This is a genomic window from uncultured Campylobacter sp., assembly GCF_938031315.1.
Taxonomy (GTDB): Bacteria; Campylobacterota; Campylobacteria; order Campylobacterales; family Campylobacteraceae; genus Campylobacter_B.
Genome location: NZ_CALHHT010000098.1, coordinates 1 through 2,990 on the forward strand (window position 1 = coordinate 1; position 2,990 = coordinate 2,990).

3 protein-coding genes are annotated in these 2,990 nt (G+C 49.0%); all 3 read right to left on the bottom strand.

Going from position 1 to position 2,990, the window contains the following annotated elements; translation table 11 throughout:
* Positions 1-328 precede the first annotated feature (328 nt).
* Positions 329-1,360 carry a tRNA 2-thiouridine(34) synthase MnmA gene (mnmA, locus tag Q0236_RS02815; protein ID WP_297914880.1) on the bottom strand — a complete coding sequence of 344 codons (1,032 nt, stop codon included), beginning with the start codon at positions 1,358-1,360 and terminating at the stop codon, positions 329-331.
* On the bottom strand, positions 1,357-1,962 hold the full coding sequence (locus tag Q0236_RS02820; protein WP_291940297.1) for a TIGR00730 family Rossman fold protein: 606 nt from the start codon (positions 1,960-1,962) through the stop codon (positions 1,357-1,359). The genes mnmA and Q0236_RS02820 overlap by 4 nt, the downstream gene beginning before the upstream one ends.
* A gap of 115 nt (positions 1,963-2,077) precedes the next feature.
* A partial coding sequence (locus Q0236_RS02825) for a hypothetical protein (protein WP_297914883.1) occupies positions 2,078-2,990 on the bottom strand: 913 nt, incomplete at its 5' end.

Here is a 2,990-nt window from a genome sequence, read left to right on the forward strand (position 1 = left end):
CGCGATTTTTGCGTCGCGGCGCGCTTTGATAAGGCGTCGCCGTAAATTTTATTTTAGCGCCGCAACTTTCGTAAAATTTCGCTAGCAGTGTAGGCGTACGCGGCGACAGAGCGTAAATTTAAAAGACTCAATCACAAAGTTGCACGCATAAAATTTGCGCGCCTAGGCTTGCGAAATGAAATTTAAAGGCGCGGATTCAAAAGCGTAAATATCTTACTTCGATATAAAATTTAGCAGAGCAAGTGTAGATCAAACGGCGCGATCAAAGCGCCGTTTTGCGAGCAGATGAGGCCCAAGCGACACCAAAGGAAGCATCGGATGCAAAGCGCTATTTTATAAATCCGCTTGCCACTACGTGGTCGCGCTCGTCGTAAAAAACCGCGAGCTGTGCCGGAGCGATGCCCGCTGCGGGCGCAGACAGCACGGCATGCACGCCGCCGTCTTCACGCGGCGAAATTTTAACGGGGAGTTTGGCGCTGCGGTAGCGGATCTTAACGCCGAGGCCAGACATATTTAAAATTTCATCCCTGCTTAAAAAGGCGTTGAAATTTTCGGTGTCGAACTCGTAGGTCGCCAGCTCCTCCTTGCCGCCTACGACGATCTCGTTTTTGCTCGGGTCGATGCTTAGCACGAAGTGCGGCTCATGCGCGCCGTGCACCGTAAAACCGCGGCGCTTGCCGATCGTGTAGTGCATATAACCCTCGTGAGTGCCCACGGCGTTGCCCGCGCGGTCGCGCACGATGCCGGGCATTTTGGTGCCCGTATGACGGTTCAAAACGTCGATATATGTGGTATCGACAAAGCAGATCTCGCTACTTTCGCTCGCAGAAGCGATCTGCGAAAGCTCCGCATAGGCGCGCGCGGCTACTTTGACATCCTTTTTATACATCCCTCCAAGCGGAAAGAGCATAAACTTAAGCGCGGCGGGATCGATGTTTGCTAAAAAATAGCTCTGATCTTTGCTAAGATCTACAGCGGCTTTTAAAAGCCCGTCCTCGATGCGGACGTAATGCCCCGTAGCTAGGCGCTCAAAGCCCTGCTCGCGCGCAAATTCCAAGAGCTTGCCGAGCTTTATACGGCGATTACACAGCGCGCATGGATTTGGCGTAAGACCGCCTATATAGGCCTGCACGAAGGGCTCGTAAACGTCGCGGTTAAAATCCTCCTGCAGATCCAAAATGTGGATTTTTATGCCTAAAAACTCGCCTACCTTGCGGACTTTGGCAATATTTGCTTCGTGATAGCCGGGCTTTGCGTGCAGCTTCATATAGCAGCCCTGCACCTCGTGCCCCGCGTCTTGCAGCAGTTTCGCGCACATCGAGCTATCCACGCCGCCGCTCATCGCGACTAAAATTTTCATTCGTTCTCCTTACGTCGCACATCCGTCAAAATTTCATCCACGCTGTCGCAGAGCTTAAAATTTTGCAGATCGCTTTCGTTTATCGCGCCAGATTTTAGCAGCGAAGTGCGGAAAAACTCCATCAAAGGCGCGTAGAATTCCTCGTCGTAAAGATAGATCCGTGCGCGTTTAAAGCCCGTCTGCACCAGCACTAAAATTTCAAAAAACTCATCCAGCGTCCCAAATCCACCAGGAAAGATGACGAAAATTTCGCTGTTTTCGATGAGGGCGCCTTTGCGCGGTGCAAATGCCGAAAATTTCGCGCCCTGCGTCAAAAAGCCGTTGCTTTTTTGCTCAAACGGCAGCATGATGTTAAAGCCCACGCTGTGCGTCCTTGCCCTCGCAAATGCGCCTCGGTTGGCGCCTTGCATAATGCCGCCACCGCCTCCGGTGATGATCGAGTATCCTAAATCGGCGAGCCCTTCGCAGAGCTTTTGCGCGTCTTTTACGTAGCGATTGTCCTCGCTAAAGCGCGCCGAGCCGAAGATCGTGGCGCTTTTGCCCACGTTTTTGAGATTGTCGCGGGCAATTTTGATGTCTTTTAAAATTTCTTTCAACTGCATGATTAATCTATCTTTTGTGTATATTATTTAAAATTTTAACTTTAAGAATACCATTAAATTTTTAAAATTCCGTTTAAAATAGTAGAATTTGCGTGATTTAAAATCTCATCGTAAATCATACTAGGTTGCTAAGCTTTCGTAAAAATCCGCCGACGCCGCGGTAAGCACTCATATCGATAGGCTCGCAGCCCTGTTTGCTTAAAAATCGCGAGACGCTCTGTCTAAGCGCGATGGTAGCGGGCGAAAACGGATAGTGCGAGTTAAAAAGCGCGCGATTTTGTGAGCAGACGGCTACTTGTTTGCAAAACGGCACAAAGCCTAGCAATTTAAAGCCCAGCTCGCTTATATTGCGGTGCGCAACCGACTTTAGATTCTCGTAGATCATCACGGCATCATCCTCGCTCGCGGTGAAATTTAGCAAAAACAAAACCTCTTTTTTGCTCGCCCCAAGCGTCTTTAAAAGCGCGTAGGTGTTGCTGATCGAGCAGGGCTCGTTCGCGCACAGCACGATATTTTCGTCGCCGATACTCAAAAAATCTCTAAGATACTCAAGCCCCGCATCGATCAAAATAAAATCGAAGATTCCCGCCTCTTTCAGCTCGCTTGCGAAGCGAGCGGGGCTTTCGTGAGCCTTTGCGTTTGCGAAATTTCCGGCTTTTTCGGGATTTGATGAGCGGGCGGAATTTTTCATTTCATCTTTACTCGCGTAATTTTGAGAATTCTCGTCAGGGATTGAATTTTGCTTGGTGAAATCATTGCTTTTAAAATTCTCTAGGCTTTCTGATTCTGTAAAATTCCATCCATCTTCGCAATTCTGCGGCTTTTTGGCTGCACAATTCGTAGAATTTTTTGCAGCGTTTGCTATTGAATTTGAAGCGGCGGAATTTTCTGAGTTGTTTTTGTCATCAGAGCTCGTAAGCTTTTGCACATAATTGCGCGAGCCGCTACTTTCGTCGCCTTCCCGGTTTTGTGCGCTATCCATAGAATTTTGCATGACGCAATCGTCCGCGCTAGAGCTTGCGTTTTTG